Below are 20,223 nucleotides of genomic sequence, written 5' to 3' on the forward strand. Positions count from 1 at the left end.
TTGATATCCAAGCGAATTATGGAGGTGATAGGGGGCACTGTGCGACATTAGTTGACAGTGTCAATTACTTATTCGAAAGTCAATATCCGCGCAATTTTATTGACCGCTTTTGAAACAGTTGTAACTCGGCGCGAATTCCGCAAAAATGGCCCGCGCCAGTGTTATTCTCGCTGAACGATCCTTGGGAGGGGATATGACAAGCATTAGAGCGGTCTTATTTGACAAGGACGGTACTTTATTTGATTTCAAAGCAAGTTGGGGCCAATGGACCCAGCGCTACCTTGCACAATTGGCAGGCGGCGATGATATGAAGCGCCGAGAGCTCGCAAATGCTGTGGGGTTTGATATTGATCGACGTCGTTTCGAATCCGACTCTCCGATCATTGCGGGCACACCGGATGAAATCGCAGAGGTGCTTCTGCCGCATTTGCCCAGTGAGGGACGCGAAGGCCTTTTGCTTTCGATGAACCGCGCTACAATGCAAGCCGAGATGGTCGAGGCTGCTCCGCTGCGTCCGCTGTTGCGTGGGTTGCGCGCGAGAGGACTGACGCTTGGTGTGGCTACGAATGATGCAGAAGAGCCCGCGCGTGCTCACCTTAAGGCGGCGGATGTGGAAGAGTATTTTGACTATCTCGTTGGGTTCGATAGCGGATATGGCGCAAAACCCGCCGCGGGCATGTGTACTGGTTTTAGCGAACAGATCGGTGTCCCGGCTGATGAAATCGTTATGGTTGGCGATAGCCGTCATGATCTACTCGCGGGGCGCGCCGCAGGTATGCGGACCGTAGCCGTACTCACGGGGATCGCTCAAGAAGACAGTTTAGCCCCCCTTGCGGAGGTCGTATTGCCACACATCGGGCACCTTCCGGCATGGCTCGAAGGTGTGTCGCCCGCAGAGAAGTTTGAACGCACTGCTGTCTAGGAAACTATTGAAAGTTTTAGCAATCTGCTGAAATTTTCGACTTTGTTAATATACTTACCGCACTGTTGTACCTCAAGTGAGAGGGGTAGGTATGCACGGCTTAATAAACCGTTCAATTCAGTGTTTTACGCGCGATATGTATGGCCCGCAGTTGTGGGCGAAAGTTATCAGTCGATCTGAGTTTGAAACGGATAATTTCGAAACGATGCTGTCCTATTCGGACGACAGTACGTTCACGCTTCTCGACAATCTTGCCAAGGAGCTTGCAAAGTCACGCGAGGATATTCTTGAGGATATTGGAACCTACCTCGTATCTCACAAAAACGTCGAAGCGTTACGCCGTTTGCTCCGATTTGGCGGGGTCACGTTCGAAGATTTTTTGCATTCTCTAGATGACTTGCACGATCGCGCGAAATTGGCGGTATCTGATCTTGAACTCCCCCATCTTACCCTAAGAGAGCATGCGACAGGGCGATACAGTCTGAAATGCCAATCATCGTTAGTCGGATATGGCTCCAGTTTTGGGCATGTCATGGTCGGCCTGCTGCGTGCCATGGCGGATGATTACGGGGCGCTCGTCCTTTTGGAGCACGAAGGAAGGCAGAACGGAGTTGAGGTGATCTCTATCCACTTACTAGAGAGCGCGTTTGCCGAAGGTCGCGCGTTCTCCTTAGCAGATAAGGCGGTATAGGTATGTGCAGAGTAGGTCTGAGCAGTGAGCAGGCGGCTAAACTGATGCCAATGTATGTGCATATTTCGCCGCTTGGTCACATCGTCGGTGCGGGCGGCACTGTGCAAAAGTTGTTTAACGAGGGGCTGATCGGTCGCCGTTTCCTAGAAGTTTTTGATCTGGAGCGCCCACGCGAGGTGCGATCAATCGGATGCTTGCGCAAATTGGTTGGCCAGAAACTCTACCTGCGCGCCCAAGATGTGCATCTCGTTGGCTTGGCAGTGCAGGAAGAGGGAAGTGATGCCCTGATCATCAATATGTCCTTTGGCATTTCGGTCGTTGATGCGGTTCAGAAATTCCAACTAACGAGCGCGGATTTTGCCGCAACCGACCTCGCGGTTGAGATGCTCTATCTTGTGGAGGCAAAAGGACTGGCAATGTCCGAGATTTCGGACCTGAACGAGAGGTTGCAGGGCGAGAAGAATGAGGCCGAAGAATTGGCGGCCACTGACACACTCACGGGGCTGAAAAATCGGCGTGCGATGGATCACTACATGGCGCGCTACATCAAGAGTAGTACACCGTTCGCGCTCATGAACATGGACTTGGATTTTTTCAAAGCGGTGAATGACAGCCTCGGCCATGCCGCCGGTGATTATGTCTTGCGGCAAGTTGCGGATGTTCTGCGGCAAGAGACGCGGGATGATGACGTCGTCGCGCGAGTCGGAGGAGATGAGTTTGTCTTGCTCTTTAAGGGGCTAACACTCGCAAGCCGGCTAGAGGACATCGCAACGCGCCTAATCGCGCGGTTGGAGCAACCGATACCTTATAACGGTTCAATGTGCCGAATTTCGTGCAGTCTCGGTTCGACAATCTCCATCTTTTATTCCAAACCCTCTTCAAACGTGATGCTAAACGATGCCGATATCGCGCTCTATGCTTCAAAGAACAAAGGGCGCGCGTGTCATACAATTTTCGCCGCTTAGGAGGAGGAGGGTTCATAGTTTGAGTAAAGTCAAAAAACACCTTCGTTACAATTGGTTGCGAACACTCTTGGTGAAGCATCACCTAAATCATGCTAGCGATTGTTTCTGCTTCAAACGCCTTCGCGACTGTACGTGCTATTGCGGGAGCGCTCGTATTGGTTTCGAAATAAGCAGGGAAGGGGGCACCTATCTCCGCTCTTGCGTCACGCGATAGCGTCGAAATACCAATCGGTCCGAGATGGAAGCTTTCGCTTACCATGCCTGAGGAACTTACGAGTTCATGCCGATCGAAGATTAAATGGATATACTCGATTTCTTCGAGATCTTCAGCGATGTTAATGTTGTTGCCGTTCATCAAGTGTTTGGTAGGAGCAAGGATTTCATCTTCACCTACGATCATCTGGCGCAGCAAACCATTCCGTCCGGGTTCGCAGTAGCTGGGTCTTTGATGTCCAACTCGTCGTCCTGGTCATCATCGGTGCCTTCGATCACAGGCGTTCGACGCAGCGCCTATGGGTCTAAGTAGCGGTATTTACTAAGAGAGAGCTTGTGGCGTACCGTAACCACTAAGGAGTGGGACATGAGGCAAACAACCGGAACAGGTAAAGCCCCGGCGAGAAGATCGTCAAGGACATAAAACGCGCCACGCGCAAGCAACATTCATCCGAAGAGAAGACCAAGATCGTTTTGGATGGCCTGCGTGGCAAAGACAGTGAGCCCTTGTCCGCCATTGGTCCGAAGACAATGGGCGAATGCTGAGATGTGCCGTCGTGAGGGTGTTTCGCAAGGTATCTATTACAAATGGTCCAAGGATTTCATGGAGGCAGAGAAGAAGCGGTTGGCGGGCGAGACGCTCCGAGCAGCCACGACGAACAAGGTTAAAGACCAGCGTCGTGAAGCCCACGACTTGAAAAGAGGTAGTGGCTGAGCAAACTTTCGAGCTCCGTATGCTCAAAAAAGCATGATCGACCCCTCTCATCGATACTTCGTATCGACTGCCGGGCAGTGGGGGGGCGACCACGAATGAGTTATGCCGCATTAGAGAAGCAGAAGATCATCGAACTGGTTGGAGGCTCGCACCTATAGGCACAGCAGACCTTGGCCAGATTGGGCATCCCTCGCGCCACATTCTATCGTCCCCTCTCGGGCATCTTCGAGGCCCTGCTGGTCAACGGGATATGATCGGTATCTGCAACGTGGCGAGGCAGGGCTGAAAGACCAAATCGCCTAAATCAACGCACGTGTGGAACCGCATCCCAGATGAGGTGCGGCGCAAGGTTGTCAAGTTGGCTTTGCAAGAGACGGAACTGCCACCGCGAGAATTGGCGGTAACCTTCACAGACCAAGAAAACTATCCTCGGCCATTGCCCTCGGACCAATGGCGGACATGGTCTCGATATCAGTGGCTTCCGTCTATCGCATTCTTGAATCCCATGATCTGATCACCAGCCCTGCCTTCATCGTCATCAAAGCCAGCAATGAGTTCAAAGAAAAAACCACGGCCATCAATCAATTGTGGCGGACAGACTTTACTTACCTCAAGGTTCTCGGCGGGGGCTGGTTCTATCTCAGCACGATCCCGAGTGATTACAACCGCTACATAATCTTATGAAAGCTCTGCACAAATATGCCGGCCGAAGAGGTAACTGATGCGCTGGACTTAGCATAATGGCATCAGGTTGTGATCAAGTTCACGTCGTTCATGAGCTGCGTCTGCTTAGCGACAACGGCTCTAGTTATGTCTCGGGTGACTTGGCGGAGTGGCTGCAAGACAAAGATATGAAGTATTCTCGCGGTGCGTCATCTTGGTCCTCCCCCTTTGAAGTGGTCCGCCCCTATAGTTAGGAATCGGAGGATTGAAAATGGGAATTAAGCGACACAAGCCAGAAGAGATTGTCACGAAGTTGCGGCAGGTTGAGGTGCTTTGCGGTCAAGGCATGCCGCGTGTTGATGCAATCCGGCAAGTGCAGATAACTGAACAGACGTTTTATCGTTGGCGCAAACAATATGGCGGAATGGGAACCGACCAACTGAGGGAACTAAAGCGGCTTCAGAAGGAGAATGATCGACTGCGGCGAGCCGTATCTGATCTGACCCTGGACAAGTTGATCCTGTCGGAAGCCGCACGGGGAAACTTCTGAGCCCCTCGCGCCGCCGCGCCTGCATCGATCACATTCGCAATGAGGTGCGGGTGTCTGAGCGGCGGATCTGTCGTGTTTTGGGGCAGAACCGATCCACCCAGAGGCGGTTGCCTGTTGACCGAAGTGACGAAGAACGGCTGGTTGCTGATATGATCGAACTGGCACGTCAGTATGGCCGGTACGGGTATCGCCGGATTGCGGCTCTGCTCAGGGATGCGGGCTGGCAGGTGAACGACAAGCGGGTTGAACGGTTGTGGCGGCGTGAGGGGCTCAAAGTACCCATGAAACAACCCAAGAAGGGGCGGCTCTGGCTAAATGATGGCTCATGTGTCCGGCTGCGGCCAGAGTATCGCAACCACGTCTGGTCGTATGACTTCGTTCATCATCGAACTGATGACGGGAAAGCGTTCCGGACCCTGAACATCTTGGACGAATACAGCCGGGAATGCCTGGCGATCCGGGTGAAGCGGAAGTTGAACTCGACAGAAGTCATCGACGCACTCACGGATCTGTTCATCTTGCGCGGCGTTCCGGCCTACATCAGGTCGGACAACGGCCCGGAGTTCATAGCTCGGGCTGTTCGAGACTGGATTGAGGCGGTTGGAGCCAAAACGGCTTACATTGAGCCTGGCTCGCCGTGGGAGAATGGGTATTGCGAAAGTTTCAATGCCCGGTTCCGCGACGAGTTGCTGAACGGGGAGAGCTTTTACACTCTACGCGAAGCACAGATTATCATCGAAAGCTGGAGGAAACACTACAATACCAAACGACCACACAGTGCTCTGGGCTACCGCCCGCCGGCTCCGGAAACCATCGTCCCGATGGAACTAAGGCCGATCATGCACTAACATTCAAACTGGACTACTTAGGTGGGGCTGATCAATCTCACCCTCAAACACAGGGAAGAATCGAGCGGTGGCGGCAAATATTGAAGAATCGCATCTTGCTCGAGAACTACTTCTTACAAGGTGATCTCGAAGCCAAATCGGAGCCTTCGTCGATAATTACAACCATCGGCGGTTTCACGAAAGCCTGAACAACGTCACGCCAGCAGACGTCTAGTTCGGCCGCGACAAAGCATTCTACAACAAAGGGAAAGGATCAATCGAAAGACGCTCGTGATGCAACGCTTGCATCACGAACAACACGCCGCAAAATGCAACCAACAGATGAGCCAAGCTCGCGTGTTAATTGCGCAACCCTTGGACCCAAAAACTCTGACGACGCGCAGCCATAAGTTGCAGATGGCCTCACACATTCACCGTAGCACTTTCTCGCACCATAAAGTTTCTAACCAATGCCTCGCCATAGGCGGCGTTCATGTGTGAAAAATCGTCCTCTTGATGTTCTGTGTTGCTGCTAAGAGCACGTCTGGAGCCACGGCAATACTCATGCTTAGTAAAAAGTCGGTACTTCTCGAGCAGGTTGCTTGGTGGGTACTTGAATGTCAGTTGACCGCCGTTAACGCTTTGCAAACACTGGTCGATCATTTGTCTCGTATGAATGATCCTCTGGGCAATATCAGTGTCGCTACCTTTGATCTTTTCTAGGATTGCTTTCGAGCGCGGATCAGCTTCTGACTTATATGGCGCGCCTACAAAGGTTGTCGGGCGTTTCATCGAAATTTCATGAGCGAGCTTCATATGCCAGCGCTTGGTCATCATATCATTAACGATTTCTGAAATAAGACCCTCGCTATGTTGTGGCAGGTCGAAATAGGGACTCTCTGGTTCGCCGATCCAAAGCTGATGAAGAGAGGATAGCGGCACTCCCATGTGAATAAAGAACTCATCATAGTCTTCTATCTTTATCTCAGACAAACCGCCGGACGATCGCTCGAAACTTCGCTGCACCGATTTATCTGGAGTAGAAACAACACCGTTTTTCACCTCACAGTTTCTTATAGAATCGCTGCTGCTTGCAAACATGGTAATGTCGACCTTTTCAAGGAGACCTTTTGCCTTAAGGGCTTCAACTCCTTGACTAATCGCTGAGACGTGTGAATTTCCGAAAATGCAAATACGTTTCATTTGTCAAATGCCTCCAATAGCGCCTCTTCACACTGTAGATCGCGTAATTTTTTTGAATTGGATTTGGCCTTTGAGCGCGTGTTGACCTTTGCTTTTCGTGGATGCTCGGAAAAGAATGTTTTCATAACCACATTGACCCCTTCATCTGTTACAGAGCGCAGATTTGGAGCATAGAATATTGCGCGGCTCGCAGGGTTCGTGATTATTTCGTAACTTGGAAAGTAGTCAATATTCTCGTGTGTTTCACTAAGAAAACCGGCTGCGGAACGGAGCACGGATTTCGAATAGGTGCTCGCAGATAAGACGTGATTTCCGCTTGCTGTTGCCGTCAACGGCACAGGAGATACCGTTAGCATGTAATGTAGTGGTTTGGTCCGATGGGCACTTATAGCTTTCATGGCCTTAGAAAAATCATCGACAACTTCCGTGTACGTAAAATTGACAAATTCATAGTCTTCAATTTCATCGCCGCCCGCTATGACACCTGGCGCAATGGGAACAACTCGGCCGCTGTTTTTGTGAGCCCACGCTTCAGTTAATCCGAGAGTGAAAACGAACATGTCCACATTCTTAAATAAGATGCGAAGGCGTTCTAGATGATAATTCCGGATAGCAATAAGCTCGTCTCTTGATGCAAATCCGTTTGGTTCAATGTTTGGTCGTAGAGCATCGTAGAAGCGTCCCTCGTTTTCCCAGATAAGGAAGTTTTCCGGATCCGGCGAAAAGGCTTCTTGAATAAGTTGTAGGAACTGGCGGGTGGTATAGATGTTTCCATACCGCCCTGAATAAAGGGAGTACCCATAGTTATGATGTTTTTCGTTCGCGAGTACTCTGGGGGCCGGCTCGGCGTCCAAGACGTTATAGCCATTCTTTTTCATGAAGCGCGCGATATGTTGCGCAAAGCAGCTGCCTGCAGTACCAATTTCCCAGCTAGGATCAATATCCCACTTCTTTTTATAGATATCCAAGTTTGCGAGAGGGCTGATATTTGCTACGCCAGATCGCCAGAAATATCGCGCATCTAACGAAGAATAGAAATTGCTCATACCTGCTCCAGAATAATTCAATGCTTGGTTTGCCATACCATTAGAGCAGCCGAAATGCACGATGCAAATCGTTTCTGTAGGTGCGCGATAAGTTGGAACTCGCCGATATCGATTAGAAAGTGGTGAAAATATTGGAAGACTAAACTTTAGCCGGCTAACCTAAAATTCAGAGGATAGGGCGACGCCGAAACTTGGCCAGATTTTGGGTCCAAATAATCCCCGTCTCACACCGCTTCATCAGCCACAAGCCGCATCCCCAGATGGGCGGGCGGGGTTCCTGCGGCGCAGCCTCCTCTGGCGGGGTCGCGGATGAGGTAGGACATTGCGGCAATGTGCTCGCCGCCAACGATGAAGGCGGGGCAGCGATCTGGGGTGATGTCGTCGCCAGCGCCAGCATAGCATTCTTGTGTCCATTCCCAGACGCTACCGTCCAAATCCGCTATGCCTTGGGGCGATTGAGAGAAACTACCCTGTGGTTTGAGGGCGCGGGGCGCTAGGCCTTCTGTCAGGTATGATGACGCCCATGTCAGGGATGGATCGGTGAAAATCGGATCTGGTGTTTCAGGGAGAACGGGGGCGGCCATATAGTTCCATTCCTCCGCAGTTGGGAGGCGGAATTTGCGGCCGGAGGCTGCGTTCATCCACGCAACGTATTCCTGCGCATCGACATAGCTCAGGCCTGTTGCAGGTGTTGTTGAAGGCAACTGATCGGGACGGGCGCGCAGATTAAGTGTGCAGGCGCCTTGTTCGTGGCATTGGTTCCACTCGGCGACAGTGACCTCGTATCTCTGGACATAGATCGCGTGGCCATCTGGCATAACGATTGGGCGTTCGGCCATCACTGGCATATTATGGAAATCAGGGGCGCGCTTCATTTGCACGCCCCCGACGATAGCTGCCGCCGAGAGCCCGAGAACCGCGAGACCGATGAAGGTCTTGAGACGATGATTAGACTTCGGGGCGGCAGACATCGTGGTTCCTTTCATTCAAACCAATCAGGTTTCAAACTCGCGTGGGGCGACGACTTGTTCCATCAGTTCGTTGTCCCACTCGCCTTCGACGACGACGTGTGCTGTGGCTCCTAGCATGACCCCCTCGATCAGGTTGTGGTTCAAGTAGGCGTACACGCCCGGCTGTTCGAAGGTGTACATCGCCGCAACGGCACTCCCGCCGCGCACGAGCCATGTTTCCATGTCTTGAAGCGGAGGATCGGTGAAGGAGGATTCCCAGACATAGCTGCCGTGGCCACCGATAAGGTGCGGACGCGAGTCCCTGTTGGCTTGGTTGTGAACCATCAAGATAGTTTCGCCGACCTTCGCCTTGATAGCGCCTTCTCCTGTTAGGGCACCGACTGCACCGTTAAAGACAAGGTGAGTCGGAATGAGGCTGCGCATCGCTTCGAGGCTGTCCGCATAGTCGTCGCCAGCGGCCTCGTAGGAGCGATAGTCGCCGTTTTCGTCTTTGGGCAGATAGTAGTCCTGCTCGCCGAAATAGGCGATGCTATCATAGCGCAGCGGGTTGCCATCTCTGTCTTTCAAACCGTCACGAGGGAGCACCATAATGGCACCATTCATGCCGTGTGTAACGTGATAAGGGATCATGTCGCCGCCAGGTGCGCAGTGGTAGGTGAAGCAGCCCGGTTTTGTAGCTTTCCAGCGAAGTACACATTCCTCGCCCGGATAGACGTGGGTCAGGCCACCGCCACCAAGGGCACCAGTCGCGGCGTGAAAGTCAATGTTATGCTCCATCATGCTAGAAGTTGGATTGCGCAGGGTCAGTTCGACCATGTCGCCCTCGTGCACAATAATGAGTGGACCAGGAACAGAGCCGTTGTAGGTTAGTGCCCAGATGCTTGCGCCGTTGTCTTCATCAACGACCATTAGGCGCTCTTCGGTTTCCATTGTGATCTCGACGATCTTCGGTCCGCCTGTCGCAACCTGTTCGTGCGCAGGCGCGAAGGGTGGGGCGACGAGCTCTTGTTTAACGCGAGTGTAGCCACTTAGATCGGCTGGCTTTGCGTTAGATGCCGCTTTTTCCTCCGCTGCTGCTTTGTAGAGTCTCGCAGATGTGGTGTTGATGCCGCGCATTTTAGGTGCGCGTGGTGCCGACATTGCTGCGGCGCCGGTCATTGCCGCTGCTCCTGCGAGTACGCTTCCGCGCAGTACGTTGCGGCGGCTTGTTTTTGCTAGTCCTGGATTGATAAATTTCGCCATGGTTCCCTCCTTTGGGGATTGCTAGCGGCGGCACGACAACTGCCGCGCCGCGCAGTGAACGTCAGTTAGAGATTGCTAAGCTGCTCTTCAAACCGCTCCTTAGCCTTCTTGGGCACACGCCCTTCGAAGAAATCGTCTGGAACTTCTGCGTCGCCAACTGCGATGGTCATCACCATGCCCATTGCGAAGTGCGGCTTGCAGATCACGCCATAGATACCTTCTTCGGTTAGGGTGACTTCGAACTCTTCGTTGATCTTGCCTTTGAATGCTTCTGCGCCTTCGGGCAGCATGCCTTTGTTGATTTCGGCGTTGTGGCCTTTGTCGGCGGCAATGAACTTGATTGTGTCGCCGGGGGCGGCCTGAACGAAGGACGGTTCAAAAACCATGCGAGCACCGTCGGACCCTTTGTTGAGCATCTGAACTTCGAAAGTCTCGGCAAAGGCCGCGCCACTCATGAGTGCAGTGATGGCAAGGCTTGCGGCAAATGTGCGGATCATTGTTATTTTCCTCTCTGATCGCGTTATGTGTTGATCATGAGTTTACTGATTCTGGCGGGCACGACTTTGCGTTGGAACAAAGAAATGTCGTTTCATTGCGCCCGCATAGCACTGCAATTCTCTGGCCTTAATTTGGTTGTTGTGCCAAAAAGCGGATATGAACGAACTGCCATCGCGCAAAACATTCCCGAGGCTTGACGCAAGCCTGCTGACGCACCTTCCGCCGTTTTCCAAACTGGAGCGGAATCAAATCCGTGCGATCCTCGATCAGGCGACCTCTCGAAGATACGAGGAGGGCGTTTCGATATTCGAAGAGGGCGCTGCGGCAGAGAGGTTCTTTATGCTGCTTGACGGCTATGCGCGCGTGGTTCGCATCACTCCGACGGGCGAGCAGGTAACGGCGCTACATATTCCGACGGGGCAGCTTCTTGGTATTGCAAAGGCCATCGGCCGTGATACCTATCCCGCCACCGCAATTACAGCGTCTGAGTCTATTGTATTAAGCTGGCCAACTTCGCTTTGGGATAGCTATGTCGCCGACTATGATGGCTTCGCGACCGAGACTTACAAAACGGTCGGTGCACGGATGGGTGAGTTGAACAACCGCGTTGTCGAAATGGCGACACAGCAGGTCGAACAACGCGTGGCAAATGCAATGTTAAGGCTGATCAACCAGACAGGGCGCAAAGTGTCCGATGGGATTGAAATTGACTTCCCGATTACGCGTCAGGACCTTTCGGAATTGACTGGAACGACCCTTCATACCGCGAGCCGCCTTTTGAGTGCTTGGGAAAAGAAGGGCCTTGTTGAAAGCAAGCGTAAGCGGATCAAGGTTTTGGATCCCCATGCTTTGGTAGTCCTTAGCCAAGCCTAGCGCTTACTTGATCCCTGCTGCCTGCATTAGTTCGGCGAGAAAAACGTCTTCATCGAGATCGTACTCGCGGCACGCGTCCACGATCGAATGATAGGGGCTGATAAGGCATCCGACACACAGCATCTTGTGGCGAATAAAGACTGGGATTGTTTCCGGCCATTGCGTCATCAAATCGGATAACGGCAGGTCCGGATCGCAAAATCTGGAACGTCGCATGAATTTCTCCTCATGCAAGCAAACTAAAACGTGAATGCATCCGAACGTTGTCTTAGCGCAAACTTCGGTCCGGTGCTGGCGGCTAGGCTTTGGTCATCCCGAATTCAAGGAGACCGACCTATGGCGGAATTTCTGACAAAATCGCGGGCGCGAAACATCTTCTATGGGGGCTCGATTTTCTTTGTCGTGGTCTTTGTGGGGATGACCGTCCATTCACATAAATATGTGGTCGATGTCTCGACCGCAGGCATGCCGCTGAGCGAAGAAGTCATTCACGGCAAGCACGTATGGGAGAAACACTCCTGCATTAACTGTCATAGCTTGCACGGCGAAGGCGCATATTTCGCGCCCGAAGTGGGCAACGTGATGACACGTTGGGGCGTTCTGGACAGCCCAGAAGACGCGTTCGAAACCCTGAAGGGCTGGATCGAAGCACAGCCAAGCGGAATCGAAGGGCGCCGACAAATGCCGAAATATGAGTTGAGCGAAGAAGACCTTCGCGGCCTCTCGGAATTTTTGCGTTGGGCAGATCAGACAGACACTCAGGGCTGGCCGCCCAACGATGCCGGTTAAGGAGGCGACATTATGAAATATCAATCTCAAAAAGTGGCCTACTGGTACATCCTCGCTGCGATGGCGCTGTTTGGTGTACAAGTGCTTGGCGGGCTCGTGGCGGGCTGGATCTATGTTTCGCCCAATTTCCTTTCCGAGCTTATTCCGTTCAACGTCATCCGTATGATCCACACGAACGCGCTGATTGTCTGGCTATTGTTGGGCTTCTTTGGCGCGGCGTATTTCCTCATCCCCGAGGAATCAGAACGCGAACTCTGGTCGCCCAAGCTAGCATACCTTCAGCTCATCATTCTGCTGGTGGGAACATTGGGCGCGGTCGGAAGCTATCTTGTCGGCATCCACGGAGGGCGCGAATTTCTAGAGCAGCCCCTCTGGGTCAAATTCGGTATTCTGGTTGCCGCGCTGATCTTCTTGCTGAACATTTCGATGACCGTGCTGGCAGGCAAGAAAACAGCCATCACAAACGTCTTGCTGCTGGGGTTATGGCTTTTGTCGCTGCTCTGGGTATTTGCGTTTATCAACCCCGACAACCTGTCGCTTGATAAGATGTACTGGTGGTTCGTCGTGCACCTGTGGGTCGAGGCCACATGGGAGTTGGTCATGGCAGCGATCCTTGCGTTCCTGTTGCTCAAGCTGACTGGTGTGGACCGTGAGGTCGTTGAAAAATGGCTCTATGTTATCGTCGCTACTGCGCTTTTCTCGGGTATTCTCGGCACAGGTCACCACTTCTATTGGATCGGACTACCAGAGTATTGGCAGTGGGTGGGCTCTATCTTCTCGACTTTCGAGGTTATTCCTTTCTTCCTGATGATGTCGTTTGCCTTTGTGATGGTTTGGAAAGGTCGCAAGAACCACCCGAACAAGGCCGCGCTTCTTTGGTCGCTTGGGTCCAGTACGGTCGCGTTCTTTGGGGCGGGTGTCTGGGGCTTCCTGCACACTTTGCATGGCGTGAATTTCTATAGCCACGGAACCCAAATCACCGCCGCGCACGGGCACCTTGCGTTTTATGGCGCATATGTGGCCCTGAACCTTGCGCTCTTTAGCTATGCGATGCCGATGTTGCGCGAACGTGCGCCGTATAATCAGGTGCTCAATATGGTGAGTTTCTGGCTGATGACTGGCGGTATGGCGTTCATGACATTCGTGCTCACCTTCGCTGGCACCATCCAGACACACATGCAGCGCGTCGTCGGTGACTACTACATGGATGTTCAGGATAGCCTGTCTGTCTTCTATCTGATGCGTTTTGGCGCAGGGGCAGCGGTCGTGATTGGCGCGCTTCTGTTCATCTACTCCATGCTGGTTGTGCGAAAAGATGAAGTTATCGCACCCGGCCCAGCTAACCCCGTACCGGGAGAATAAGATATGAATATGCAAAACACTCCAACCTTGCCATTCTATCAACCTACAGGTCAGGAATGCGATCTGTTCGAGACGGCCTATAATAACGGTTTGCCCCTTCTTTTGAAGGGGCCGACCGGCTGCGGCAAAACCCGCTTTGTGGAGCATATGGCCGCAAAAATGGGCAAGCCGCTTTATACCGTGGCCTGTCACGATGACCTTTCGGCGGCCGATCTTATCGGGCGTTATCTGTTGAAAGGCGGAGAGACGGTCTGGGTCGATGGGCCGCTCACCCGCGCAGTGCGCGAGGGCGGGATCTGTTACCTTGATGAGGTCGTGGAGGCGCGCAAAGATGTGACCGTTGTATTGCATCCGCTGACCGATACGCGCCGCACACTCATGATCGACCGAACCGGCGAAGAATTGGTCGCGCCAGCGGGATTCATGCTGGTGGCGTCCTACAACCCCGGCTACCAGAACGTGCTAAAGCGGTTGAAGCCATCCACGCGGCAACGCTTCCTCTCGGTTTCGTTTGATTTCCCAGATCCAGAGACCGAGATCGAAGTGGTTGCCAGCGAAAGCCGACTGGAAAAGGGCCGCGTGGCACCATTGGTGCGTCTCGCAGGGCAAATTCGCCGACTGTCGGGCATGGACCTTGAGGAGGGGGTATCAACCCGTCTGCTGATTTATGCAGCAACATTGATGGCGGGTGGTATGCGCGTTGATCAAGCTCTTGAGGCCGCCGTAATCGAGCCGCTGAGTGACGAACCTGATGTTCAACAAGCGCTGCGCGATCTCGTCGCTACAATCTACGGATAATTCCAATGCATCTACTTGATCTCATGGAGCCCGAAGAAACCGTTGGCAACCTGTGGCATGATGTGGCGCAAGGGATCGGTGCCGCCGTGAGTTATCCCGAAGCGGCTATCTCGCTTGCTTCGGTTAGACCCAGCCTTGCGGTGCTTTTTCGCGCGCTTGGTGGGGCGCCGGGCGTTGAGCTTACCGAAGCAGCAGCGACGCTGGTTCAGCACCGACAACCGATGCGGCGTAAGTTGGGCGCTGATCGAGATCGGCAATGGGTTGCGCGCTTTGATGGTGAGCGGCTTGCACTTCCACCTTTCATTATGGCGTTTCCTGATGCGGCGCTGAACCGCGCGGCGTATTTTTGGCTTACGTCTTTGGCTGCCTTGGCGGACGTTTCCAACATCGATTTGGACTGCGACGGGCCAGCACAAGACTATGCGCAAATACGCGCAAATGCGGCGGCAACAAAGGCGGCCTATGCCGCGTGCCCAGGCTTGCAAAATGCCTATGAGCAACTGGCGTGCCTCTGCGTAGAGGCGCGAATAGACACCTTTCGTCCCAAACAAGAGGCCGCAATAGAGGCTGCCATACGCGATCAGCTTCGGGGTGCCGCCAAGGCGCTCATAGTTGAGGATACGCCGTGCGGCTATATGCCGTCGGCGCCCGTTCCGATCTGGCTCCGCTTTGCCCAACGCGGCTCTGGCGCTGCAGCAGGAGAAGAGGCGGCTGAAACCGAAGCCCCGCCTCCAAACGCTGCGCAGAGCAATCGCAAGATAGGCAATCGCAAAGATCAGGATCAGCACAACCGCAAGGACAGCATCATTATCCACCGATTTGAATCGATCCTATCGTGGGTCGAATCCCTAAATCTCAACCGAAGCGTGGATGACGACGATGACGAGAACGCACAGAAGGCGGCGGACGATCAGGACGAAATCACATTGAGCAAACAAGACCGTAAGGCGGCAACACGTCTGCGTCTGCATCTGGATTTATCGCCATCCGACGCCGATCATGAAGCGCTGGCGGGTGAGTACACCTATCCGGAATGGAATCACCGCAGCCGCGCTTATATGCCCGACCATTGCCGCGTTCTCGACGCCCCCGCACAGCCGAATGATACCGTTTTTGCACCAGATGAGCGGCGGATGCGCGAAGTGCGGCGTCAGTTCGAAGCGTTGCGCCCTCGCCGTATCCTACAGCCAAGGCAGGTCGATGGAAGCGAACTTGATCTCGACGCGCTCCTCACCGCGCGCGCCGATTTGGCGGCAACGGGGCGTGGATCGGATCGGATCTGGCAGTCGGCGCGTCAAACCGAGCGGGACCTCTCAGTGGCATTCCTCATCGACACGTCGCGCTCAACAGAAGCCGCAATTGGGGATACCTCCGTCATCGAAGTTGCGCGCGAAGCGATGGCGGGGCTGGCGGGAGGCATAGATGCGGCCGGTGATAGAATGGGCATTTGGGGGTTTTCGTCGCTAAGGCGCGATCGCGTATTCCTGACCCGATGCAAAGACTTTGCAAGTCCGATGTCCTCTGAAATCACGGCAAGCATCGGTGCACTTAAGCCGGGGCACTATACCCGTCTTGGCGCTGCGATCCGGCATGTGAGCGCACAACTCGCCGAAGAACCAAGCGCGCGCAAACTGTTGATTGTTTTGACTGATGGCAAGCCGAACGATCTGGACCATTACGAAGGTCAGCACGGCATCGAAGACAGTCACATGGCCGTGCGCGAAGCCCGCAATGCAGGCCAAAGCCTATACGGGATCATCATCGACGAAGACGGGCAGGACTGGTTCGCTCGCATTTTCGGGCATGGCGGATTTACGCTTCTGCCAAATCCGGAGCGGCTGACCAAGGCTTTGCCGGAAATTTATCGCACTCTAACACAGGAGACCTGATATGCGCATTTTCCTTTCTTTCGTAGCCATCCAGTTCATACTTGGCACCGTGGCGATTGCGGATGGTTTCGAGCGCCCAATCCCCCAAGCCCAATCTGCGACGGCTGAATTCTGGTATGCCTTGGCGTGCGTCGCGCTCGTGATAGCGATGATCGCGGTTCAACGATTGGTTGCGCGGCGATGACGCGGGCAGGCTGGTCCACTTGGCAAATCGCCATGGCTCTTTATCCGTTTGGAGCGGGTGCGGCGGCGGTAAATGTGTTCTTTGCCTCGCTGATCTTTAGTTGGGTCGGTGGGCCTGTTGCCTCGACCGCATGGTCAATTGGGCTTGGGTGTCTAATTGGAGCGCCCGCGACGTGGTATTTTGCAAGGCATATCCGTCACCTGATGGATGTCGCCGATCAAGGGAGCAACTAATGGCACGATCAACCGCAGAGCAAATGCGCGCATGGACTGGGCCTGCGCTGTTCTGTTTCGGATTCCGTCCATTCTTCTTGTTCGGGGCTATATGGGCGGTCCTGGCTATGGTGATCTGGCTGATGACGCTCGCGGGTGTGATTGACCTGCCGTCACGATTTGATCGCGTGTCTTGGCATGCCCATGAGTTCCTGTTTGGCTATTTGGGCGCGGTCTTGGCGGGCTTTTTGCTGACGGCGGTGCCCAATTGGACGGGACGTTTGCCCATGGTTGGCTGGCGGTTGGCGGCACTTTTCGCGCTTTGGTTATGTGGGCGCGGCGCGGTGCTTTTCTCGGCAGTGCTTCCAGTTGCAATTGCCCCCGTGGTTGATTTGGCCTTCCCGCTAGTGCTTGGAGGGATGATCCTACGCGAGATTGTGGTAGGCAAAAACTGGCGAAATCTGATTGTGCTGGCGCTCTTGGCGATATTTACCATAGCAAACGGGCTGTTTCATATTGAGGCGTTGAGCGAGGAATACGCCGCGCAGGGCGTTGGTTTGCGACTTGGGCTTGCGACAGCGCTTGTGATGATCGCGGTCATCGGCGGGCGGATCATTCCTTCCTTCACCCGCAACTGGTTTGTGCGTCTGAATATGTCCGTTCGGCCCACACCACCGATGCAGAGGTTTGATAAACAGGTGCTTGTGGTGAGTATTTTGGCACTTGGGCTTTGGGTCGCAAAACCCTTCGAGATATATACCGGAGTCGTAATCGTTGCTTTTGGTGTCTTGCACCTCGCTCGAATGCTTCGTTGGCAGGGGCTCCATACATTGAACGAGCCATTGGTATTTGTCTTACACGCGGCTTATGCGTTCATTCCACTTGGCGCATTTGCGCTCGGGCTTGATCTTGTGCTTGGCAATGCAGGGACCGCAGCGGCGCAACACCTGTGGATGGTGGGTGCCGTAGCATGCATGACGATTGCTGTGATGACACGTGCTACGCTTGGACATACCGGACGCGAACTGAACGCAGATTGGATGACTGTAGCGATTTATCTATGCTTGTTCGGGGCGGCAATCGCGCGGTTAATGACCGCTCTCTGGCTTAAGATGAGCTATGTATCGGGCGTCTTGTGGCTGGCTGGATTTGCTGGCTTTGCCCTTGCCTACGGACCCTTACTTCTCCGACCGAAACCAGAGAAGTAGGGGAGCGTTAGGAAGCTCTGGAATAGGTTACGCGATCAGGAACGTGTTGATCTAGGCCTGCCGCGATAATGCGGGTCAGCGCGCGACCGTCCGTGTGAATTGACAGGTGCTGGCCGTCGAAATCAACGAAGTCCTGAAATGAGCCAGCGATTTTTCTAAGGTCTGGGGCGAGCGTCTTGGCATGTTCACCAAATTCGCCCTCTAGCTGGCTCAGAGCAACTTCAAATTCGCACATCAAGAGCTCGATTGCCCTTGCGCGAAGTCGATCCTCTTGTGTCAAAGCATAGCCCTTCGCGCCCGCAAATTCGCCTGCGTTAATACGCTGAATATACGCCGCAGTCGCAGGAGCATTCTGAATGTACCCATTTGGAAACCGCGAGATTGAAGAAGCGCCAAGGCCAATCAGCGTCTGACAGGTATCCGCTGTATATCCTTGAAAATTCCGACGCAGTCGACGGTTTTGCGCGGCAGTTTCTAGTTCATCCCCAAGCCGTGCGAAATGGTCGATGCCGATGGGTGCTAGGCCCGCCTCAGAAATCTGCGCCGCGGCGCGCGTGGAAAGATGATACCGCGCCAAATCATCCGGCAGGGCCTGTTCATCAATCAACTTCTGACGCTTTGATGCCCAAGGCACATGCGCATAACCAAACAAAGCGATGCGATCTGGAGCAAAGTTTAGCACTTTGTCGACGGTATCGGTTAGACGCTCTAGCGTTTGATGTGGCAACCCATAGACCAGATCCGCGTTAAGCGATTTGATCCCCGCCGCGCGAAGGTGGTCGACACAGGCCTTGGTGATGTCAAAAGGTTGCGCGCGGCCGATTGCGGCCTGTACCTCTGGATCGAAATCCTGAATGCCAATTGATGCGCGTTTCATTCCATTGGCCGCCAGTGCGTCGATCTTGTCGCGATCAACCATGGTTGGGTCTATCTCGACGGAAAACTCAAAATCCTCGTCAGGCAGAAAAACATTAAATATCGCCTGCGCCAAACGGTGAATTAGATGCGGTGGAAGAATAGTCGGCGTGCCACCTCCCCAATGAAGCCGCCCCATCCGAAGCCCGTCAGGTATGGTTTTCTGGACCAGTTTCAGCTCGGCTTCGAGCGTTTCGATATAGCTTTCGACGGGAGCCAGCGTTTGAGTGCCCTGCGTGTGGCAGGCGCAAAACCAGCACAGCCGCTCGCAAAAAGGGATGTGAATATAAACGGATACGGGAATGTCTGGATCAAGGCTCTCGAGCGCGCGGAGTTGCATGTCCGAACCACATTGCGACGTGAACATTGCGGCGGTCGGATAAGATGTGTAGCGCGGCACGCGTGCGTCGAACAGGCCGTAGGCTTTGAGCTTTTCGATGTTTTCCATGCGCACTCCTTAGATACAACTCGTGGTGCGAACATTGATGTAGGACAAATTTATCGAAAGAAAAGTTCGCTGTGACAATTTGCGAAGGGAAGTGGGCGCTGGTTGTATCTAGTAACGCGCATGTGTTGCTACGAATTCGGGCGATGCCATCGTGCGCAAGATGAAAAGAAAACTCGCGTCAAGAAATTGGACTAACGGCACTTTCTATCGATTTGTGATCTCGGTAATGTCAGTGAACCCCTTCAGGTTTGGTAAGCCATGCCCGATCTGATTGATTGCGTCTATGAAAGGACTGTTTCTTGATCTCAGACCCGTCAACTCTTCCGACCAAATTTCAGGACCGCGTTCGCGAGCATCTAATCGACAACGTTCGCCGTGTTTCGAGCTTTGAATTCGAAGATCGCCGATATTGGGTGAAGCAGGCGGAAGTGGTGAAAGGGCGGATGCGGCTTTTCAAGCCCGCGCCAAAACGCAACTTCATCAGAGAATTGAACGCTTACAAAACGTTACATTCTATGGGCGTGCCAGTTCCCGAAGTTGTTATGGAGGGGGAGACATATTTTGTCCTCGAGGATGTGGGCCCAACGCTAAGTTCGCTGTGGCGTGCGGATACGCCGTCGGTGGCGGCGCGTGCAGAAGTTTCTGCGCAGGCAGGCATCGCGCTCGCGCGGTTGCACGCATTGGGTAGCAGTCATGGTCGCCCTGTCGCAAAAGATATCTGTTGGGATGGGAGTGAGATTACATTCTTGGATTTGGAAAACTATTCACCGCGGCGCAACGGTGCGCGTGGACGAGCACGCGATGTCTTGTGCTTTGTACATAGTCTTTGCTCACAACCCGTTACCGACGACATAGCGCTTCAGGCGGCAACAGACGGATATCGAGAAAACGACTGTCACGGTGTGTGGGAAGAGGCGCGGGCGTTCACACATCGCTGGGGGTTCGTAGAATTCTTTACGCGCCCAATTCAGATGCGCAAGGAACCTCATGCACGAGAGTTCAAATCGCTGCCTAAGGTCCTAAAGATATTCGAGTGATC

21 protein-coding genes and 2 pseudogenes are annotated in these 20,223 nt (G+C 53.6%); 15 read left to right on the forward strand and 8 right to left on the reverse strand.

Features of this window, described 5'->3' with window-relative positions; genetic code table 11:
- Positions 1 to 193: 193 nt before the first annotated feature.
- From ACFE33_RS04910 to ACFE33_RS04920, 3 genes are all read left to right on the forward strand, one after another.
- The gene (locus ACFE33_RS04910) at positions 194 to 922 is read left to right on the forward strand and encodes an HAD family hydrolase (protein ID WP_380057693.1); all 729 of its coding nucleotides are present in this window, start codon (positions 194 to 196) and stop codon (positions 920 to 922) included.
- A 91-nt stretch (positions 923 to 1,013) separates the two neighbouring features.
- The gene (locus ACFE33_RS04915) at positions 1,014 to 1,613 is read left to right on the forward strand and encodes a heme NO-binding domain-containing protein (protein ID WP_380057695.1); all 600 of its coding nucleotides are present in this window, start codon (positions 1,014 to 1,016) and stop codon (positions 1,611 to 1,613) included.
- Positions 1,614 to 1,615: 2 nt separating this feature from the next.
- The gene (locus ACFE33_RS04920; protein ID WP_380057698.1) at positions 1,616 to 2,578 is read left to right on the forward strand and encodes a GGDEF domain-containing protein; all 963 of its coding nucleotides are present in this window, start codon (positions 1,616 to 1,618) and stop codon (positions 2,576 to 2,578) included.
- Positions 2,579 to 2,660: 82 nt separating this feature from the next.
- On the opposite strand, the gene ACFE33_RS04925 is transcribed toward ACFE33_RS04920, so the two are convergent.
- On the reverse strand, positions 2,661 to 2,978 hold the full coding sequence (locus ACFE33_RS04925) for a Hint domain-containing protein (protein WP_380057701.1): 318 nt from the start codon (positions 2,976 to 2,978) through the stop codon (positions 2,661 to 2,663).
- A gap of 221 nt (positions 2,979 to 3,199) precedes the next feature.
- On the opposite strand from ACFE33_RS04925, the pseudogene ACFE33_RS04930 reads away from it, so the two are divergent.
- The 3 genes and pseudogenes from ACFE33_RS04930 to ACFE33_RS04940 all read left to right on the forward strand — a co-directional run.
- Positions 3,200 to 4,378 (forward strand): annotated as a pseudogene (locus ACFE33_RS04930) (DDE-type integrase/transposase/recombinase); the annotation flags it as partial.
- 62 nt (positions 4,379 to 4,440) lie between these two features.
- Positions 4,441 to 5,567, forward strand: a protein-coding gene (locus ACFE33_RS04935) for an IS3 family transposase (protein ID WP_380052470.1) whose coding sequence is annotated in 2 segments (ribosomal slippage) — positions 4,441 to 4,705 and positions 4,705 to 5,567 — 1,128 coding nt in all. Because the reading frame shifts where the segments join, the coding sequence is not laid out codon by codon here.
- Between the two features lie 38 nt (positions 5,568 to 5,605).
- Positions 5,606 to 5,873: pseudogene (locus ACFE33_RS04940) on the forward strand (integrase core domain-containing protein); the annotation flags it as partial.
- Between the two features lie 96 nt (positions 5,874 to 5,969).
- On the opposite strand, the gene ACFE33_RS04945 reads toward ACFE33_RS04940, so the two are convergent.
- The 5 genes from ACFE33_RS04945 to ACFE33_RS04965 form a co-directional block, all read right to left on the reverse strand.
- A complete protein-coding gene (locus ACFE33_RS04945) occupies positions 5,970 to 6,749 on the reverse strand; it encodes a hypothetical protein (protein ID WP_380057703.1) in 780 nt (259 codons plus the stop codon).
- Entirely contained in the window at positions 6,746 to 7,795 is a 1,050-nt protein-coding gene (locus ACFE33_RS04950) for a GSCFA domain-containing protein (RefSeq protein WP_380057706.1), read from the reverse strand. Before ACFE33_RS04950 ends, ACFE33_RS04945 begins: the two co-directional genes overlap by 4 nt.
- A 224-nt stretch (positions 7,796 to 8,019) precedes the next feature.
- Positions 8,020 to 8,766, reverse strand: a complete 747-nt coding sequence (locus ACFE33_RS04955; RefSeq protein WP_380057709.1) for a formylglycine-generating enzyme family protein — start codon at positions 8,764 to 8,766, stop codon at positions 8,020 to 8,022.
- 24 nt (positions 8,767 to 8,790) lie between these two features.
- Entirely contained in the window at positions 8,791 to 10,008 is a 1,218-nt protein-coding gene (nirK, locus tag ACFE33_RS04960) for a copper-containing nitrite reductase (RefSeq protein WP_380057715.1), read from the reverse strand.
- A 65-nt stretch (positions 10,009 to 10,073) separates the two neighbouring features.
- A complete protein-coding gene (locus tag ACFE33_RS04965; protein WP_380057718.1) occupies positions 10,074 to 10,505 on the reverse strand; it encodes a pseudoazurin in 432 nt (143 codons plus the stop codon).
- Between the two features lie 157 nt (positions 10,506 to 10,662).
- Here ACFE33_RS04965 and ACFE33_RS04970 point away from each other — a divergent pair, with 157 nt between their 5' ends.
- Positions 10,663 to 11,379 (forward strand): Crp/Fnr family transcriptional regulator, encoded by a 717-nt coding sequence (locus ACFE33_RS04970; protein WP_380057721.1) that lies wholly within the window; start codon positions 10,663 to 10,665, stop codon positions 11,377 to 11,379.
- A gap of 3 nt (positions 11,380 to 11,382) precedes the next feature.
- Here ACFE33_RS04970 and ACFE33_RS04975 read toward each other — a convergent pair whose 3' ends face one another.
- Complete coding sequence (locus ACFE33_RS04975; RefSeq protein ID WP_380057724.1) at positions 11,383 to 11,595, reverse strand: DUF1858 domain-containing protein; 213 nt, start codon at positions 11,593 to 11,595, stop codon at positions 11,383 to 11,385.
- A gap of 120 nt (positions 11,596 to 11,715) precedes the next feature.
- Between ACFE33_RS04975 and ACFE33_RS04980 the strand changes: the two genes are divergently transcribed.
- From ACFE33_RS04980 to ACFE33_RS05010, 7 genes are read left to right on the forward strand one after another with little or no spacing between them, the layout of a single operon-like run.
- A complete protein-coding gene (locus tag ACFE33_RS04980) occupies positions 11,716 to 12,168 on the forward strand; it encodes a c-type cytochrome (protein WP_380057727.1) in 453 nt (150 codons plus the stop codon).
- Between the two features lie 12 nt (positions 12,169 to 12,180).
- Positions 12,181 to 13,530 (forward strand): cbb3-type cytochrome c oxidase subunit I, encoded by a 1,350-nt coding sequence (locus ACFE33_RS04985; protein WP_380057730.1) that lies wholly within the window; start codon positions 12,181 to 12,183, stop codon positions 13,528 to 13,530.
- A 3-nt stretch (positions 13,531 to 13,533) separates the two neighbouring features.
- Positions 13,534 to 14,328: a CbbQ/NirQ/NorQ/GpvN family protein gene (locus ACFE33_RS04990; protein WP_380057733.1), complete on the forward strand. Its 795-nt coding sequence runs from the start codon at positions 13,534 to 13,536 to the stop codon at positions 14,326 to 14,328.
- A 5-nt stretch (positions 14,329 to 14,333) separates the two neighbouring features.
- Entirely contained in the window at positions 14,334 to 16,217 is a 1,884-nt protein-coding gene (locus ACFE33_RS04995) for a nitric oxide reductase activation protein NorD (protein WP_380057735.1), read from the forward strand.
- Position 16,218: 1 nt separating this feature from the next.
- Positions 16,219 to 16,401: a protein NnrT gene (locus tag ACFE33_RS05000; protein ID WP_380057738.1), complete on the forward strand. Its 183-nt coding sequence runs from the start codon at positions 16,219 to 16,221 to the stop codon at positions 16,399 to 16,401.
- Complete coding sequence (locus tag ACFE33_RS05005) at positions 16,398 to 16,634, forward strand: NnrT protein (protein ID WP_380057741.1); 237 nt, start codon at positions 16,398 to 16,400, stop codon at positions 16,632 to 16,634. Before ACFE33_RS05000 ends, ACFE33_RS05005 begins: the two co-directional genes overlap by 4 nt.
- A complete protein-coding gene (locus ACFE33_RS05010; protein WP_380057743.1) occupies positions 16,634 to 17,821 on the forward strand; it encodes an NnrS family protein in 1,188 nt (395 codons plus the stop codon). Before ACFE33_RS05005 ends, ACFE33_RS05010 begins: the two co-directional genes overlap by 1 nt.
- 7 nt (positions 17,822 to 17,828) lie before the next feature.
- On the opposite strand, the gene hemN is transcribed toward ACFE33_RS05010, so the two are convergent.
- Positions 17,829 to 19,184 (reverse strand): oxygen-independent coproporphyrinogen III oxidase, encoded by a 1,356-nt coding sequence (gene hemN, locus ACFE33_RS05015; protein WP_380057746.1) that lies wholly within the window; start codon positions 19,182 to 19,184, stop codon positions 17,829 to 17,831.
- Positions 19,185 to 19,483: 299 nt separating this feature from the next.
- On the opposite strand from hemN, the gene ACFE33_RS05020 reads away from it, so the two are divergent.
- Positions 19,484 to 20,221 (forward strand): lipopolysaccharide kinase InaA family protein, encoded by a 738-nt coding sequence (locus ACFE33_RS05020; RefSeq protein ID WP_380057748.1) that lies wholly within the window; start codon positions 19,484 to 19,486, stop codon positions 20,219 to 20,221.
- Positions 20,222 to 20,223 lie beyond the last annotated feature (2 nt).

Origin of the sequence: Falsihalocynthiibacter sp. SS001 (assembly GCF_042445055.1) — a bacterium.
In the GTDB taxonomy this organism is placed as follows: Bacteria; Pseudomonadota; Alphaproteobacteria; order Rhodobacterales; family Rhodobacteraceae; genus Falsihalocynthiibacter.

What these genes read in the sequence shown, in the direction of transcription:
- ACFE33_RS04910 (WP_380057693.1), top strand. Translation starts at nt 194, where the DNA reads ATGACAAGCATTAGAGCGGTCTTATTTGACAAGGACGGTACTTTATTT.
- ACFE33_RS04915 (WP_380057695.1), top strand. Translation starts at nt 1,014, where the DNA reads ATGCACGGCTTAATAAACCGTTCAATTCAGTGTTTTACGCGCGATATG.
- ACFE33_RS04920 (WP_380057698.1), top strand. Translation starts at nt 1,616, where the DNA reads ATGTGCAGAGTAGGTCTGAGCAGTGAGCAGGCGGCTAAACTGATGCCA.
- ACFE33_RS04925 (WP_380057701.1), bottom strand. Translation starts at nt 2,978, where the DNA reads ATGATCGTAGGTGAAGATGAAATCCTTGCTCCTACCAAACACTTGATG.
- ACFE33_RS04945 (WP_380057703.1), bottom strand. Translation starts at nt 6,749, where the DNA reads ATGAAACGTATTTGCATTTTCGGAAATTCACACGTCTCAGCGATTAGT.
- ACFE33_RS04950 (WP_380057706.1), bottom strand. Translation starts at nt 7,795, where the DNA reads ATGAGCAATTTCTATTCTTCGTTAGATGCGCGATATTTCTGGCGATCT.
- ACFE33_RS04955 (WP_380057709.1), bottom strand. Translation starts at nt 8,766, where the DNA reads ATGTCTGCCGCCCCGAAGTCTAATCATCGTCTCAAGACCTTCATCGGT.
- nirK (WP_380057715.1), bottom strand. Translation starts at nt 10,008, where the DNA reads ATGGCGAAATTTATCAATCCAGGACTAGCAAAAACAAGCCGCCGCAAC.
- ACFE33_RS04965 (WP_380057718.1), bottom strand. Translation starts at nt 10,505, where the DNA reads ATGATCCGCACATTTGCCGCAAGCCTTGCCATCACTGCACTCATGAGT.
- ACFE33_RS04970 (WP_380057721.1), top strand. Translation starts at nt 10,663, where the DNA reads ATGAACGAACTGCCATCGCGCAAAACATTCCCGAGGCTTGACGCAAGC.
- ACFE33_RS04975 (WP_380057724.1), bottom strand. Translation starts at nt 11,595, where the DNA reads ATGCGACGTTCCAGATTTTGCGATCCGGACCTGCCGTTATCCGATTTG.
- ACFE33_RS04980 (WP_380057727.1), top strand. Translation starts at nt 11,716, where the DNA reads ATGGCGGAATTTCTGACAAAATCGCGGGCGCGAAACATCTTCTATGGG.
- ACFE33_RS04985 (WP_380057730.1), top strand. Translation starts at nt 12,181, where the DNA reads ATGAAATATCAATCTCAAAAAGTGGCCTACTGGTACATCCTCGCTGCG.
- ACFE33_RS04990 (WP_380057733.1), top strand. Translation starts at nt 13,534, where the DNA reads ATGAATATGCAAAACACTCCAACCTTGCCATTCTATCAACCTACAGGT.
- ACFE33_RS04995 (WP_380057735.1), top strand. Translation starts at nt 14,334, where the DNA reads ATGCATCTACTTGATCTCATGGAGCCCGAAGAAACCGTTGGCAACCTG.
- ACFE33_RS05000 (WP_380057738.1), top strand. Translation starts at nt 16,219, where the DNA reads ATGCGCATTTTCCTTTCTTTCGTAGCCATCCAGTTCATACTTGGCACC.
- ACFE33_RS05005 (WP_380057741.1), top strand. Translation starts at nt 16,398, where the DNA reads ATGACGCGGGCAGGCTGGTCCACTTGGCAAATCGCCATGGCTCTTTAT.
- ACFE33_RS05010 (WP_380057743.1), top strand. Translation starts at nt 16,634, where the DNA reads ATGGCACGATCAACCGCAGAGCAAATGCGCGCATGGACTGGGCCTGCG.
- hemN (WP_380057746.1), bottom strand. Translation starts at nt 19,184, where the DNA reads ATGGAAAACATCGAAAAGCTCAAAGCCTACGGCCTGTTCGACGCACGC.